Genomic DNA, 13,810 nt, shown 5'->3' on the forward strand with positions numbered 1-13,810 from the left:
TTTGGCGTTGATTTTTGGCACGCTGTTGAGTTCTCAAGGAACGGACGCTTCCTTTGTACTCACCCTCTCGGGCTTTCCTCCGGGCTTTCGTTCTTCGTTCTTGCGTTTCCGACTCTATCAGAGTCAGTTCCGCTTGCTTTCCGGGGTCTTCGCTTTCGCGCTTTCCCTTTCCGGCGATTCCGACTCTATCAGATCCTTTCGGGCCTGACTCCCAGTCAGCGGGTTTCGCTGCTCAGGCTGTTGGGCCCTTGCGGCGAGTGAGACAGTAGCGGATTCCTTGCCCCCGAACCTAATCGGCGGCTGCGTCCTCGGACGCGGATTCCTCATTCGCAAATACGCATGAAAACGAGACGACACAGTGCGTCGTTCGTTCGAATGTGTAGTGCGGGATGGCTGTCCGGGGACCGACCGGGGTCGGCGCTCACGTCGGACAACTCGAAGAACCATACGGACCTCGGACGGGTGTGTCAACCCTGGGACAGGGGCCACCGGAAGGGCTAGCCTTGCCCCCATGACTACGCATGCGCTCACGTCCAGCCTTCGCTGGTGGGCCGCCTGACGGCGGCCGACCTTCCACGCGAGCACGCATGCGCTCACGGCCGCCGCTTACGGCGGCCGTTTCTGTTTCTCCCCTCCCGGGAGTGGCTCGGTCGCCCGACGCGGCGGTCCCCACACCAGCCACGAAGAGGGAGACAGGACATGACGAGGATCTTCAGCGGGATCAAGCCGACCGGGCACCTGACGCTGGGGAACTACCTGGGGGCCCTCCGGCAGTGGGTCGCCGCCGACCAGCAGCCGGACGAGGCGCTGTTCTGCGTCGTGGACCTCCACGCACTGACCGTCGAGCACGATGCCGCGCGGGTACGCCGGCTCAGCAGGCAGGTGGCGACCCTGTTCCTCGCCTCAGGGCTGGACCCGGAGAAATGCACCCTGTTCATGCAGAGCCACGTCGACGAGCACACCCGGCTCTCGTACGTGCTGGAGTGCACCGCCACCGACGGCGAGATGCGCCGGATGATCCAGTACAAGGAGAAGTCCGCGCGGGCGCAGGCGTCCGGGGAGGGCGTACGGCTGTCGTTGCTGACGTACCCCGTGCTGATGGCCGCCGACATCCTGGCCTACGGGACCGAGGAGGTCCCGGTCGGTGAGGACCAGCGGCAGCACGTGGAGCTGGCCCGGGATCTGGCGGTGCGGTTCAACCAGCGGTACGGGCAGACGTTCACGGTGCCGAAGGCGACGCTGCCGGAGGTGGCCGCACGTGTCATGGACCTACAGGAGCCGACGTCGAAGATGGGGAAGTCCGGCGGGGCGGGCCCCGGGGTCGTGTTCATGCTGGACGAGCCCGGGGTGATCCGTAAGAAGGTCATGCGGGCCGTGACCGACAGTGGGGACGGCGGGGTCGTCTACGACCGGGAGGCGCGGCCGGGGGTCGCGAACCTGCTGGACGTGCTGGCCGCCTGCACCGGCGGGGATCCGGCCGCCCTCGCGGAGGAGTACAGCGGGTACGGGGCGCTCAAGCGGGACGTCGCCGACGCGGTGGTGGAGCTGCTGCGGCCGGTGCAGGAGCGGCATGCCGAGCTCGCGGCCGATCCGGCGTCGGTGGAGAAGGTGCTGCGCGAGGGGGCCGGGCGGGCCCGGGCCCTGGCGCGGCCGATCGTGGACCGGGCGTACCGGGCCATCGGGCTGCTGGAGCCCTGAGCCTCAGGGAGAGGTACGGGCCCCCGCTCGCCGCGGGGGCCGTACCTCCGTGCCGGCCGTGTCAGCTGTTGCCGGAGGCGAGTTCGCGGCTGCGGTCGCGGGCCGCTTCGAGGGCCGCGATCAGGGCGGCGCGTACGCCGTGCCGTTCGAGCTCGACGATCGCGTTGATGGTGGTGCCGGCCGGGGAGGTGACGGCCTCGCGGAGCTTGACCGGGTGCTCGCCGCTGTCGCGGAGCATCACGGCGGCGCCGATGGCGGCCTGGACGATGAGGTCGTGCGCCTGGGCGCGGGGCAGCCCGAGGAGGATGCCGGCGTCGGTCATGGCCTCGACGAGGAAGTAGAAGTAGGCGGGGCCGGAGCCGGAGAGGGCGGTGGCGGCGTCCTGCTGCGACTCGGGGACGCGCAGGGTCTTGCCGACGCCGCCGAAGATCTCCTCGGTGTGGGCGAGGTGTTCGGCGGTGGCGTGGCTGCCGGCCGAGATGACGGACATGGCCTCGTCGACGAGGGCGGGGGTGTTCGTCATGACCCGGACGACGGGGGTGCCGGAGGCGAGCCGCTCCTCGAAGAAGGAGGTGGGGATGCCGGCGGCGCCGCTGATGACCAGGCGGTCGGCGGGGACGTGCGGGGCGAGCTCTTCGAGGAGCTTGCCCATGTCCTGCGGCTTGACGGTGAGGATGAGGGTGTCCGCGCGCTTGGCGGCCTCGGCATTGCCGACGGCCTCGACCCCGTAGCGCGAGCGGAGCTCTTCGGCGCGTTCGGGACGGCGGGCGGTGACGAGGAGTTTGGAGGCGGGCCAGCCGCCGCGGATCATTCCGCTGAGCAGCGCCTCGCCGATCTTGCCGGTACCGAGGACTGCGACTGTCTGGGTCATGCCCGATTCACCTCGCCGAACTTTTCCGCACGCGTTTCACGCGTGATGCGTTTGCCTCCTCATCCTTTCACTCGTGGGACGAACGGCGAGGTGCTGTCCGCAGTGCGGTCAGTGCCGCGTCAGGGCTGCCCGGTCAGGGAGTGCGGCGGCGGAGGGTGGCCGCGCCGAGGGCGAGGACGAGCAGCGCGCAGGCGGCGACGATCACGGCGTCGCGGACGAAGTCGGCCGTCATGTCCGTGTGGGTGAGGACCTGGGTCATGCCGTCGACGGCGTACGACATGGGCAGGACGTCCGAGAGGCCTTCGAGGACGGGCTGCATCGTGTTGCGCGCCGCGAACAGGCCGCACAGCAGGAGCTGCGGGAAGATCACGGCCGGCATGAACTGGACGGCCTGGAACTCGGACGCGGCGAAGGCGGAGACGAACAGCCCGAGGGCGGTGCCGAGGAGCGCGTCGAGCAGGGCGACGAGCAGGAGCAGCCAGGGCGAGCCGACGACGTCGAGGCCGAGGAGCCAGAGGGCGAGGCCGGTGGCGAGGAGGGACTGGACGACGGCGACGGCGCCGAAGGCGAGGGCGTAGCCGCCGATGAGGTCGCCCTTGCCCAGCGGCATGGCGAGGAGGCGTTCGAGGGTGCCGGAGGTGCGCTCGCGCAGGGTGGCGATCGAGGTCACCAGGAACATCGTGATGAGCGGGAAGATCCCGAGGAGGGACGCGCCGATGTTGTCGAACGTGCGCGGGTTCCCGTCGAAGACGAAGCGCAGCAGCGTCAGCATGAGTACGGGGACGAGCAGCATCAGCGCGATGGAGCGCGGGTCGTGGCGCAGCTGGCGAAGGACGCGGGCGGCGGTGGCGGCGGTGGCGGCGGTGCGGGCGGTGCTCATCGGGTGACCTCGGGCTTCGCTTCGGCGTCGGCCTCGTCGACGAGGCGCAGGAAGCCCTCCTCGACGGTGGCGGAGTGCGTACGGGTGCGCAGTGCGTCGGGGGTGTCCTGGGCCAGGATGCGGCCCTCGCGCATGAGGAGCAGGTCGTGGCAGCGCTCGGCCTCGTCCATGACGTGGGAGGAGACGAGGATCGTGGCGCCGCGGGTGGCGGCGATGTCGTGGAAGAGGTTCCACAGGTCCCGGCGCAGGACGGGGTCGAGGCCGACGGTGGGCTCGTCGAGTACGAGGAGCTCGGGGGTGCCGAGGAGCGCGACGGCGAGGGAGACGCGGCTGCGCTGGCCGCCGGAGAGGTTTCCGGCGAGGGCGCCGGCGCGGGTGGTGAGGTCCACGTCGGCGATGGCGCGGGTGACGGCGGCGCGGCGGCGGTCGGTGGCGGCGCGGCCGGGATCGAGGACGGCGGCGAAGTAGTCGAGGTTCTGGCGGACGGTGAGGTCGTCGTAGACGGAGGGGGCCTGCGTGACGTAGCCGATGCGGGAGCGGAGTTCGGGGTGGCCGGCGGGGCGGCCGAGGACTTCGAGGGTGCCGGTGACGTGGGCCTGGGTGCCGACGATGGAGCGCATGAGGGTGGACTTGCCGCAGCCGGAGGGTCCGAGGAGGCCGGTGATGCGGCCGCGGGGGACGTCGAAGGCGATGGAGTCGATGACGGTGCGGGGGGTGCGGCCGGTGCCGCGGCGGACGGTGAGCCCGCGGGCGTGCACGGCGGGCACGGCGGGCGAGGCGGGCTCGGTGAGAGCCGTCTGCGGGTTATTCATCATGTGATGAATAATGCTCCTGGCGGTGCCGGGGCGTCAACAGGCGGGCTCGGGCCGGTCTACTTCTTGCGCTTGGGGCGGCGCGCGGCCGGGTTGCCCGTACGGGCGTTGCGGCGGCGGGCGAACTCGGCGGTGGCGCGCTCGTACTCGGCGCGGCGCAGCTTCTCACCGGGGGCTTCGAAGAAGCAGCGCAGGAAGTACGCGATGAGGGAGCCGATGAAACCGATCGCCTTCAGGCCCTTGAGCGCGGCCTCGTCGGAGGACGGGGCGGGGCGGCGGCTGAAGGAGTCCCAGGTCTTCACGAAGGCGATGGCGCTGGCGATCGCGAAGAGGACGACGACGGAGATGCTGAGGAAGGGGCCGACGTTGCCGATCTCCAGGCCCTCGTAGGAGAGGCGGAGCAGGACGGCCGCCGCGATGGCGGTGACGAGCGAGCCGGCGCCGACGGCGACGCGGCGCAGGGCGTAGCCGCCGTCGTAGTTCACCCAGGTGGTCTCGAAGAACCGGATCGGCTCGGGCTCGGGACCGGCGGCGGCCGCAGGGGCCGCGGGGGCCGGCGCGGCCGGGTCGGCGGGGGTCTGGTCTCGCTGGTCGTCGTCGCTCACACCGGCGATTATCCCTCTCCGCGGCGACCCGGCCGGGGGTGTCTCACGTGGCAGACGGGCGTGATCGACGAGACACCCGCTGGGGCCGGTCAGCCGCAGCTGTTGGCCACGTAGCCGTCGCTGCCGGTCTTCACGTACGCGTCGGAGACGAAGCGGCCGTTGCCGATGCAGTCCCAGACGTCCGACGTGCCGTACGGGCCCGAGACGGTCGTGCCGTCGCACTGGCAGCGGATCGTGACGTTCGCGCCGTAGGGCAGGGTGTCGATGACCGAGTAGTTCGTCCCGGGACCGCTGCGGACGTTCACGCGGTAGCCCGGAGCGACCGGAAACGTCTGGAATCCCGAGCCTGCGGCGAGGCCTTGGACTTGGCTGGAATCGTTCTCCACGGACATGTGAAATCTCCCCCCACGGGTGTTGCCGTGCGCAACTCGCGCAGGGTAGCAGGACCCTTGGAGATTCGTACGGCCCATCGACTAGGCTCCGGCGGGGGTGGTTGAGCGGTGCATTCGCTGCGCGCGGACTACGTGGGCTTTCCGGAGTACGCCGGCCAGTACCGGCTGGAATCGGTGCTCGGTTCCGGCGGGATGGGCGTCGTCCATCTGGCCACCTCCGGTTCGGGGCTGAAACTCGCCGTCAAGATCGTGCATGCCGAGCATGCGGTCGATCCGGAGTTCCGGGCCCGCTTCCGGCAGGAGGTCGCCGCCGCGCGGCGGGTGAGCGGGGCGTTCACCGCGCCCGTCGTCGACGCCGATCCGGATGCCGAACGGCCGTGGATGGCCACCCTGTTCATCGACGCCCCGACGCTGGCCGAGCGCGTACGGGAGCGGGTGCTGGACCCCGCCGAGCTGGCCCGGCTCGCCGCGGGGCTGGCGGAGGCGCTGCGGGACATCCACCGGGCGGGGGTCGTCCACCGGGACCTGAAGCCCAGCAACGTACTGATGGCCCCTGACGGGGTCCGGGTCATCGACTTCGGCATCTCGCGGCCGGCGGACAGCGATCTGCGGACCGAGACGGGGAAGCTGATCGGGACGCCGCCGTACATGGCGCCGGAGCAGTTCCAGCGGCCGCGGGAGGTGGGGTCGGCCGCGGACGTGTTCGCGCTGGGAGCCGTACTCGTCCACGCGGCGACCGGGCACGGGCCGTTCGACTCCGACAGCCACTACCTGGTGGCGTACCAGGTCGTGCATGCCGAGCCCGATCTGAGCGGGCTGCCGGAGCAGCTCGTACCGCTCGTCGCGCGGTGCCTGGCGAAGGAGCCGGCGGACCGGCCCACCGCGGCGGAGCTGATCGCGGAGATGCGGGCGGTGGCGTACCCGACCTCCGAGGACACGCAGGTGTTCGTGCCGCAGCCGCGGCAGCCGGTCGAGGCGGGGCCGGCCGCCGCGGCGGGATCGGCCGCCGAGACGACGCACCGGCGGGAGCGGATCGCGGTCGAGGCCGGGCACCCCGGCCGGGGGCGGCGCCGGGCGCGGGCGGCGGTGGCCACGGCGGTCGGGCTGCTGCTGGCGGGCGGGGCCGCGGGCGGGTACCTGCACTTCGGGGCGGGGGCCGGACCGCCGCAGGAGACCGGCGCGAAGGCGGATCGGGCGGCAGCCGCGGCTCCGGGGAAGCCGTTCGTACCGTGGGCGGTCGCGCTGGGCGAGGCGGGGGCGGGGGCCGGCGGTCGGACCGGCTCGTGCTCCTGGGGGGAGCCGGCGGCGCTGTACTGCGCGGGGCCGGGAGTGGCGGCGGCCCGGCTCGACCCGGCGGACGGGTCGGTGGTGTGGTCGCTGAAGGCGGCCGCCCCGCGGACGCGGACGGCGGCGGACGGTGCACCGCTGCACGCGGGCGGGCTGGTGCTCGTGTCCGCGCCGGGCGGCGGGACGCTGCAGGCGCTGGATCCGGGTACGGGCGCCGAGCGCTGGCAGCGGAAACTGCCGGACGGTGCGCGGGCGGTGGCGGCGGGCGGGCAGGTGCTGCTCGTACCGCCGAACGGGAGCGTGACGGCGCTCGACGCGGCGAGCGGGGCCGTGCGGTGGACGAAGCAGCTCGGCGGAGTGGGCTCCGTGTGGTGGGGCGACGACGGCCCGGCGGTGTACGTGTCGACGCCGGACGGCGGTGGCGGGAGCTCGCAGCTGGCCGAGGTGGATCCGGCGAGCGGGGCGGTGCGCTGGCAGCTGCGGACGCCGGGGCGGCTGCGGCCGGTCGGGGCCGCGCGGGGCGGGCTGTACCTGCTGGACGCGGACCCGGACGGCAGGACGGGCGCGGTGGTCCGGGTGGACACGGCGACGCAGGCGGTACGGCGGGTCCGGCTGTCGGTGCCGCTGTTCGACGCGGAGGCGGCGGTGGGCGCGGACGGCGTCGTCTACGCCGCCGGGGTCTCGGGCGCGCTGATCGCGGTGGGCGCGGAGCGGGAGCAGTGGCGGCTGGAGACCGGCCTGGCCGTGGCGTCCCGCCCGGTGGCGGCCGACGGCCGGATCCACCTGACGGCGCCGGACGGGCGGCTGCTGGCGGTCGACGCCGGGACCGGCCGGCTGCTGGGCCAGACCCGCCCCCGCCCGGGCGACGGCCGCGCCGGGTTCACGGCCACCCTGCCGCCCCCGGTCCCCGCCGCCGGCCGCGTCTACGCCACGTCACCGGACGGCTCGGTCTTCGCGGTCGGCGCCGCCGACCCCGCGGGATGGTGACGCCGCCCGGCCCCGCCGGCCCCGCCGGCGCCTCGGCGCCGGCGGGGCGGAGCCGGGCCGGGTCGGCCCGGCGGGACTGAAACGCGGCGAACCCCGCCGGAGTGTTCCGGCGGGGTTCGCAGTGGCTCTCGTACGGTGCGGGCCGGACAGGACCGGCGGGCCCGGGGGCCTGGCCCGGCCCGGGCGCCTGCGGTCAGATGCCCAGCTTCGACACGTCGCGGACCGCGCCCTTGTCGGCGCTCGTCGCCATCGCCGCGTACGCGCGCAGTGCCGCCGAGACCTTGCGTTCGCGGTTCTTCGGGGCGTAGACGCCGCCGAGGGCCGCGTGGCGCGCGGCCAGCGTGGCCTCGTCCACGAGCAGCTCGATCGAGCGGTTCGGGATGTCGATCCGGATGCGGTCGCCGTCCTCGACGACCGCGATGTCGCCGCCCGAGGCCGCCTCCGGGGAGGCGTGGCCGATGGACAGGCCCGAGGTGCCTCCGGAGAAGCGGCCGTCCGTCACGAGCGCGCAGACCTTGCCGAGCCCGCGCCCCTTCAGGAACGACGTCGGGTAGAGCATCTCCTGCATGCCGGGGCCGCCGCGCGGGCCCTCGTACCGGATGACGACGACGTCGCCCGCCTTGATCTCCTTGCGGAGGATCTTGTCGACCGCCTCGTCCTGCGATTCGCAGACGACCGCCGGGCCCTCGAAGGTCCAGATCGACTCGTCGACGCCCGCCGTCTTCACGACGCAGCCGTCCACCGCGATGTTGCCGCGCAGGACCGCCAGCCCGCCGTCCTTGGAGTACGCGTGCTGCACCGACCGGATGCAGCCGCCCTCCGCGTCCAGGTCGAGGGTGTCCCAGCGCTCGGACTGCGAGAAGGCGGTGGCGGAGCGCACACAGCCCGGGGCGGCGTGCCACAGCTCCATGGCCGTCTCGCTCGCCGTGCCGCTGCGCGCGTCCCACTTCGCCAGCCAGTCCTCCAGGTTCTCCGAGTGGACCGTCGTGACGTCCTTGTTCAGGAGCCCGCCGCGGTGCAGCTCGCCGAGGATGGCGGGGATGCCGCCGGCCCGGTGGATGTCCTCCATGTAGTACGTACCGCCGGGCGCCACGTTCGGCGCGACCTTGGCCAGGCACGGGACCCGCCTCGACACCTCGTCGATGTCGGTGAGGTCGTACTCCAGGCCCGCCTCCTGCGCGGCGGCGAGCAGGTGCAGGATCGTGTTCGTCGATCCGCCCATGGCGATGTCGAGGGCCATGGCGTTCTCGAAGGCCTGGCGGGTGGCGATGGAGCGCGGCAGGACCGAGTGGTCGTCCTGCTCGTAGTACCGCTTGGTGATCTCGACGACCGTCCGGCCCGCGTCCTCGTACAGGGCGCGGCGGGCGGTGTGCGTGGCGAGGACCGAGCCGTTGCCGGGGAGCGCCAGCCCCATGGCCTCGGCGAGGCAGTTCATCGAGTTGGCGGTGAACATGCCGCTGCACGACCCACAGGTCGGACAGGCGTTCTCCTCGATCCGCAGCACGTCCTCGTCGGAGACGTTCTCGTTGGAGGCTTCGACCATGGCGTCGATCAGGTCGAGCTTGCGGACAGTGCCGTCGACGAGGACGGCCTGCCCGGCCTCCATCGGGCCGCCGGAGACGAACACGACGGGGATGTTGAGGCGCATGGCGGCCATCAGCATGCCGGGCGTGATCTTGTCGCAGTTGGAGATGCAGATGAGGGCGTCGGCGCAGTGCGCCTCGACCATGTACTCCACGCTGTCCGCGATCAGGTCGCGGGAGGGCAGCGAGTACAGCATGCCGCCGTGCCCCATGGCGATGCCGTCGTCGACCGCGATGGTGTTGAACTCGCGCGGGATCGCTCCGGCGGCACGGATGGCGTCGGAGACGATCCGGCCGACGGGGGCCAGGTGGGTGTGGCCGGGGACGAACTCGGTGAACGAGTTGGCGACCGCGATGATCGGCTTCCCGATGTCCGCGCTCGCTACGCCCGACGCACGCATAAGGGCGCGTGCGCCCGCCATGTTGCGGCCGTGGGTGACGGTGCGGGACCTCAGCTCGGGCATCGGGTTCACTCCCCATGGGTGCGGTGGCGTTCGCACGCCCGCCGCGACTGTGCATGACTGTGGATATGGCTCGGTTACGAGGCTACGCTCCCGGCCCGCGATGCGGACATGCTGTCCGCATGACGGGACGACAGGCTCATTCCTCGGTCAGGTATCGCTGAAGCGTAGGCGCGACCAGGGTGACGATGTCCTCCGGGTCGGCGGACGCGAGGGGCTCCACCCGGACCACGTACCGCAGGAGCGCGATGCCGATCATGTGGGAGGCGGCGAGCTCGGCGCGGAAGGTGGGGTCGGGGACGTCGAGGTCGGCCGCGACCCGCTCCAGGACCCGGCGCAGGACCAGCCGGCGCAGCACCGCGGCCGCGGCCTCGTGGGTGAGGGCGGAGCGGATGACGGCGAGGAGGGGGGCCCGGCTGGCCGGGTTCTCCCAGATGCCCAGGAAATAGCGGGCCAGCCGCTCCCCGATGCCCTCGGGGCCCTCCCCCACGATCGCGGGGACGCCGAGGGCGGGCTCCATCGTGACCTCGATGGCGGCGGCGAAGAGGTCGTCCTTGCTGCCGAAGTAGTGGTGGACCAGGGCCGGGTCCACGCCGGCGACCTTCGCGATGCCGCGTACGGACGTCTTGTCGTACCCGCGCTCGGCGAACACCTCGCGGGCGGCGAGCCGGATGCGCTCCTGGGTGCCGGGGCCTTCCTCGGCCTCGTCGTGGCGGGGCCGGCCGGGTCCGCGGCGCGGCTTGGCGGGTTCGGTCATGGGCGGGGGGTCCTGATCGGGGCGCCGGCGGGACGGGTCGCGAGGTGCAGGCGGGTGAAGGCCAGAGCCTCGGCCAGGTCGGCCTCGCGCTCGGCGGAGGACATCGCGCGGCGGGTGTTGACCTCGATGACGACGTGCCCGTCGAAGGAGACCCGGGCGAGCCGCTCCAGCAGTTCGGCGCAGGGCTGGGTGCCGCGGCCGGGAACGAGGTGCTCGTCCTTCGCCGAGCCGTTCCCGTCGGCGAGGTGCACGTGCGCCAGCCGGTCCCCCATGCGGTCGATCATGGCGGTGGCGTCCGTACGGGCGGTGGCGGTGTGCGAAAGATCGACGGTGAAATGCCGGTAGTCGTCCTTGGTCACGTCCCACTCGGGGGCGTAGGCGAGCATCTCGCGGTCCCGGTACCGCCACGGGTACATGTTCTCGACGGCGAACCGGACGTCGGTCTCGTCGGCCATCCGCCAGATTCCGGTGACGAAGTCCTTCGCGTACTGGCGCTGCCAGCGGAACGGCGGGTGCACGACGACGGTGGAGGCCCCCAGCCGCTCGGCGGCGGACTGCGCCCGCTGGAGCTTGGTCCAGGGATCGGTGGACCACACGCGCTGCGTGATCAGCAGACAGGGGGCGTGCACGGCCAGGATCGGCACCTGATGGTGATCGGACAGCCGCCGCAGGGCGTCGACGTCCTGGCTGACCGGATCCGTCCAGACCATCACCTCGACGCCGTCGTACCCGAGGCGCGCGGCGATCTCGAAGGCGGTCGCCGTCGACTCCGGATAGACGGAGGCGGTGGAAAGGGCGACTTTCGCAGTCGGGATCCGAACGGGTTCTGCCACGGGGACAGGGTACGGGTCACGGCCGAGAACGACCGTGACGCCGACCACGCCGCCCGCCGGAGCATGCGCTGAGCACATCGGCGTCACAGGCGCGGACCCGCCTCCGGCGGCTCCTGCCGGGAGCCGGGGTCAGTCCAGCGGAAGGGCTCGGTGTGCGGCGACGATCGCATCGATCCGCTGCGCGAGGTCGAAGTCCGCGGCGGTAAGGCGGTATCCGGCGTCGTGCGTCGTGATGGACGCGCGCAAGTGATCGATGCGCAGATCGAGATCGGCATGATGGTGGATCCGTCGGGACCGGTCCGCGATGGTCACGATCGCCGCCACCGCAGCGTGGTAGCGGATCTCGTACACACGGGTGATCTGGTCGTCCTTCCGTTCCCATCCCGGCAGACCCGCCAGACGCTCCGTGATCTCCTCGTCGGACAGCGGCTTCGGCACACCCATGTCAGCCCCCTCGTTCACAGGCGCCAGGATCTCGGCCGGGTCCCGGCCTGCCGGGGCATCGTGCCACGGACGCATCGCCCGCTCCAGAGTGGCGAGTTCACGGCGCATACGTGCGGACCGGGTCTCCACGGCGATCGCGCATCATCGGCCCATGAAGACGAACAGCGCAGACGAACGCCCCATGCCAACGCACACGGCTCCCACTTGGCCTGCTCCGCCGGCGAGCCCCAGTCCCCGGCTGGTGGCCCGCGCCGATGCCGGTTGGCAACGGTTCCTGCGCAGCGCAGGTGAGCCGTCCGGTGTCTGAGGCCTACGCGTACCAACCGCACCCCTTGCTGCGCCGTCGGGTGCGGGACGTCGCGTCCGGGGTGGAGGGCGAGCTGATGGCCGTGATCAACGAGAACGTCTCGGCCGTGGCCGCCCGGGAGTACCGGGTGGACCTGGCCTGCATCCGGGCCGCATCCGGCCGTGAGTTCTCCACGTCGGTCGACAGCGTCGAACCTGCCACGGGCCCGAGCGGTCAGCCGGAAGCCGGCGCGCCCGGTCCGAGATCCGTACCGCGGCCCTCATGACCCACCCCGGACGGGTCGCAGACGCCAAGCCGGGCGAAGCGCGTAGCGATCTGACACGTATCGGGTCCCCGCCGTGTCTTGGCCGCCGTCCGGCTCCGGCTGGGCCTGCCCGGCCCGGGACGGGCCTGGTCACGAGCCCGGCCGGGCAGCCGGCCGCTTCCGGAACCGGGGCTCGGGGGCGCTGATGCGGGCCTGCTCAGGGCATGGGTCCGGGTGACCGTCCCTTTGGGGGCTTCCCGGCTGTCCTTGTCCTTCCGGGGCGGGACGGGCGGTCAAGGGCGGCCGAAGGCCGTCGCGAAGCGACGCGACCGCAGGGAGCGCCCTTGAGGGCCCGTCCCGGCACGGAGGGACGATGGGACTGGCGGGAAGCCCCCACGCCCTCCCTGATGCCGATCCGCCGGGTACCGCCCGCCCCGGTTCCCGGGCTTGCAGGCGCAGCCTCCCCGAGCGGAATGCCGCTCACACCGACCCCGCTCGCAACCTGCTTCGCCCGGCGCCGCAGGTCGCGTACCGCCGCCCCCCGACACCCGGGGCCCGGTCGGCGCAACGCCCTCAGGACGGCAAGTGGTCCAGGCGGCGGAGGATCATGCCCTCGCGCAGGGCCCAGGGGCAGATCTCGAGTTCGTCCACGCCGAAGAGGTCCATCGCGCCCTCCGCTACCAGGGCTCCCGCCAGGAGCTGGGACGCGCGGCCCTCCGAGACGCCCGGGAGGGCGGAGCGCTGGGCCGTGGTCATCGCCGCCAGCCTCGGGACCCACTCCTCCAGGGACTTGCGGGTCAGGTCCCGCTGGACGTACAGGCCGTCCGCCGAGCGGGCCGCGCCCGCGATGCGGGCCAGCTGGCGGAACGTCTTCGACGTCGCCACCACGTGGTCCGGCGCCCCGAAGCGGCTGAACTCCCCGACCGTACGGGCGATCTGGGCCCGCGCGTGCCGCCGCAGGGCCCGTACGTCCGCCGGGTCCGGCGGGTCGCCCTGCAGCCAGCCCGTGGTGAGGCGGCCCGCGCCCAGCGGCAGCGAGACGGCCGCGTCGGGGTCCTCGTCGATGCCGTACGCGATCTCCAGCGAGCCGCCGCCGATGTCCAGGACCAGCAGCTTGCCCGCGGACCAGCCGAACCAGCGCCGGGCGGCCAGGAACGTCAGCCGCGCCTCGTCCTCACCGCTCAGGATGGGCAGGTCGACTCCGGTCTCGGCCAGCACCCTGGCCAGGACCTCGTCCGCGTTCGTGGCTTCCCGTACGGCGCTGGTCGCGAAGGGGAGGACGTCCTCGCAGCCCTTGTCCTCGGCGGCCTGCGCCGCCTCGCCGATCACCGAGACCAGGCGCTCGACGCCCTCCGGGGTGACCGCTCCGCGCTCGTCGAGCAGCTCCGCCAGCCGCAATTCCACCTTGTGCGAGTGCGCCGGCTGCGGGCGCGCGCCGGGGTGCGCGTCCACCACCAGCAGATGGATCGTGTTCGAACCCACGTCAAGGACACCGAGTCTCATACGAGGAAACGCTACTGTGCGGCTGGAGTACGGGTGGCGTAAGGGGCCCTTAGAGGTCCTAACAGAAGCTGTTGATCATGTGACTTTCGGTCCGGGTGGTCGTTGGTCTGGGCGTGGGGAAACGTCAGTCGCGGCCATGGATCGTG

General features: G+C 72.4%; 14 protein-coding genes. 4 read left to right on the top strand and 10 right to left on the bottom strand.

Annotated elements, in window-relative coordinates:
* A partial coding sequence (locus tag ACFXGI_RS37960; protein ID WP_384717404.1) for a hypothetical protein occupies positions 1 to 208 on the top strand: 208 nt, incomplete at its 5' end.
* Positions 209 to 699: 491 nt separating this feature from the next.
* On the top strand, positions 700 to 1,698 hold the full coding sequence (gene trpS, locus ACFXGI_RS37965) for a tryptophan--tRNA ligase (protein ID WP_384717407.1): 999 nt from the start codon (positions 700 to 702) through the stop codon (positions 1,696 to 1,698).
* 61 nt (positions 1,699 to 1,759) lie between these two features.
* Here the strand turns inward: trpS and proC are convergent, their stop codons facing one another.
* From proC to ACFXGI_RS37990, 5 genes are all read right to left on the bottom strand, one after another.
* A complete protein-coding gene (gene proC, locus ACFXGI_RS37970; RefSeq protein WP_030867820.1) occupies positions 1,760 to 2,569 on the bottom strand; it encodes a pyrroline-5-carboxylate reductase in 810 nt (269 codons plus the stop codon).
* Positions 2,570 to 2,702: 133 nt separating this feature from the next.
* A complete protein-coding gene (locus ACFXGI_RS37975) occupies positions 2,703 to 3,449 on the bottom strand; it encodes an ABC transporter permease (protein WP_384717411.1) in 747 nt (248 codons plus the stop codon).
* A complete protein-coding gene (locus ACFXGI_RS37980) occupies positions 3,446 to 4,264 on the bottom strand; it encodes an ABC transporter ATP-binding protein (RefSeq protein WP_384717414.1) in 819 nt (272 codons plus the stop codon). The genes ACFXGI_RS37975 and ACFXGI_RS37980 overlap by 4 nt, the downstream gene beginning before the upstream one ends.
* A gap of 56 nt (positions 4,265 to 4,320) precedes the next feature.
* On the bottom strand, positions 4,321 to 4,866 hold the full coding sequence (locus ACFXGI_RS37985; protein ID WP_384717417.1) for a hypothetical protein: 546 nt from the start codon (positions 4,864 to 4,866) through the stop codon (positions 4,321 to 4,323).
* Positions 4,867 to 4,955: 89 nt separating this feature from the next.
* A complete protein-coding gene (locus tag ACFXGI_RS37990) occupies positions 4,956 to 5,258 on the bottom strand; it encodes an SH3 domain-containing protein (RefSeq protein WP_384717420.1) in 303 nt (100 codons plus the stop codon).
* A 108-nt stretch (positions 5,259 to 5,366) separates the two neighbouring features.
* On the opposite strand from ACFXGI_RS37990, the gene ACFXGI_RS37995 reads away from it, so the two are divergent.
* On the top strand, positions 5,367 to 7,532 hold the full coding sequence (locus ACFXGI_RS37995) for a serine/threonine-protein kinase (protein WP_384717423.1): 2,166 nt from the start codon (positions 5,367 to 5,369) through the stop codon (positions 7,530 to 7,532).
* Between the two features lie 193 nt (positions 7,533 to 7,725).
* Here the strand turns inward: ACFXGI_RS37995 and ilvD are convergent, their stop codons facing one another.
* The 4 genes from ilvD to ACFXGI_RS38015 form a co-directional block, all read right to left on the bottom strand.
* Entirely contained in the window at positions 7,726 to 9,579 is a 1,854-nt protein-coding gene (gene ilvD, locus ACFXGI_RS38000; RefSeq protein ID WP_384717426.1) for a dihydroxy-acid dehydratase, read from the bottom strand.
* 136 nt (positions 9,580 to 9,715) lie between these two features.
* Positions 9,716 to 10,333: a TetR family transcriptional regulator gene (locus ACFXGI_RS38005; protein WP_384717429.1), complete on the bottom strand. Its 618-nt coding sequence runs from the start codon at positions 10,331 to 10,333 to the stop codon at positions 9,716 to 9,718.
* Positions 10,330 to 11,166 (bottom strand): sugar phosphate isomerase/epimerase family protein, encoded by an 837-nt coding sequence (locus ACFXGI_RS38010; protein WP_384717432.1) that lies wholly within the window; start codon positions 11,164 to 11,166, stop codon positions 10,330 to 10,332. The genes ACFXGI_RS38005 and ACFXGI_RS38010 overlap by 4 nt, the downstream gene beginning before the upstream one ends.
* Before the next feature lie 129 nt (positions 11,167 to 11,295).
* Positions 11,296 to 11,718 (bottom strand): 4a-hydroxytetrahydrobiopterin dehydratase, encoded by a 423-nt coding sequence (locus ACFXGI_RS38015; protein ID WP_384717435.1) that lies wholly within the window; start codon positions 11,716 to 11,718, stop codon positions 11,296 to 11,298.
* A 191-nt stretch (positions 11,719 to 11,909) separates the two neighbouring features.
* Here ACFXGI_RS38015 and ACFXGI_RS38020 point away from each other — a divergent pair, with 191 nt between their 5' ends.
* Positions 11,910 to 12,182 (top strand): hypothetical protein, encoded by a 273-nt coding sequence (locus tag ACFXGI_RS38020; protein WP_384717438.1) that lies wholly within the window; start codon positions 11,910 to 11,912, stop codon positions 12,180 to 12,182.
* A gap of 552 nt (positions 12,183 to 12,734) precedes the next feature.
* Here the strand turns inward: ACFXGI_RS38020 and ACFXGI_RS38025 are convergent.
* Positions 12,735 to 13,664 (bottom strand): Ppx/GppA family phosphatase, encoded by a 930-nt coding sequence (locus ACFXGI_RS38025; RefSeq protein WP_384717441.1) that lies wholly within the window; start codon positions 13,662 to 13,664, stop codon positions 12,735 to 12,737.
* Between the last annotated feature and the right edge of the window lie 146 nt (positions 13,665 to 13,810).

The sequence above is a fragment of the Streptomyces sp. NPDC059355 genome (assembly GCF_042752335.1).
GTDB lineage: Bacteria > Actinomycetota > Actinomycetes > Streptomycetales > Streptomycetaceae > Streptomyces.

Bases quoted from the DNA above. Each gene is read 5' to 3' on its own strand.
- trpS (WP_384717407.1), top strand. From the start codon at position 700: ATGACGAGGATCTTCAGCGGGATCAAGCCGACCGGGCACCTGACGCTG.
- proC (WP_030867820.1), bottom strand. From the start codon at position 2,569: ATGACCCAGACAGTCGCAGTCCTCGGTACCGGCAAGATCGGCGAGGCG.
- ACFXGI_RS37975 (WP_384717411.1), bottom strand. From the start codon at position 3,449: ATGAGCACCGCCCGCACCGCCGCCACCGCCGCCACCGCCGCCCGCGTC.
- ACFXGI_RS37980 (WP_384717414.1), bottom strand. From the start codon at position 4,264: ATGATGAATAACCCGCAGACGGCTCTCACCGAGCCCGCCTCGCCCGCC.
- ACFXGI_RS37990 (WP_384717420.1), bottom strand. From the start codon at position 5,258: ATGTCCGTGGAGAACGATTCCAGCCAAGTCCAAGGCCTCGCCGCAGGC.
- ilvD (WP_384717426.1), bottom strand. From the start codon at position 9,579: ATGCCCGAGCTGAGGTCCCGCACCGTCACCCACGGCCGCAACATGGCG.
- ACFXGI_RS38005 (WP_384717429.1), bottom strand. From the start codon at position 10,333: ATGACCGAACCCGCCAAGCCGCGCCGCGGACCCGGCCGGCCCCGCCAC.
- ACFXGI_RS38015 (WP_384717435.1), bottom strand. From the start codon at position 11,718: ATGCGCCGTGAACTCGCCACTCTGGAGCGGGCGATGCGTCCGTGGCAC.
- ACFXGI_RS38025 (WP_384717441.1), bottom strand. From the start codon at position 13,664: ATGAGACTCGGTGTCCTTGACGTGGGTTCGAACACGATCCATCTGCTG.